The organism is Methylophaga sp. UBA1464 (assembly GCF_002325665.1).
GTDB lineage: Bacteria > Pseudomonadota > Gammaproteobacteria > Nitrosococcales > Methylophagaceae > Methylophaga.
In genome coordinates, this window is sequence record NZ_DCSO01000064.1 from 1 (window position 1) to 424 (window position 424).

Here is a 424-nt window from a genome sequence, read left to right on the forward strand (position 1 = left end):
CAAACCTATGGTGTGCCGGTTGAAGAGATCGTCTCAGGCATTAAATTTGGCGTACGCAAAGTCAATATTGATACCGATTTACGTATGGCCACCACTGGTGCAATTCGACAGTATCTGGGCCAGCCGGAACATGCCAGCGATTTTGACCCCCGTAAATTCTATAAAGCCGCTACCACGGCAATGCAGGCTATCTGCCAATCCCGCTATGAAGCTTTCGGTAGTGCCGGGCATGCCAGCAAAATCAAAGTGATTTCACTGGAAAAAATGGTGAAACGTTATGCCTCCGGAGAGCTTTCCCCAAAAGGTATCTGATTTCTCTCGGTAACAAATCTCTGCCTTTTTACTTTGGCATTGGCAGTAAATGGCGTAACCGTTTTTTAAGGATAACAACCATGAAGCCACATATCAGCTTGACCCAATTTAT

General features: G+C 45.8%; 1 protein-coding gene. It reads left to right on the forward strand.

What is annotated here, in order from left to right:
- The coding region (locus B3O33_RS07715) for a class II fructose-bisphosphate aldolase (RefSeq protein WP_292363337.1) at nt 1–312 on the forward strand (312 nt) is incomplete at its 5' end.
- Nucleotides 313–424 lie beyond the last annotated feature (112 nt).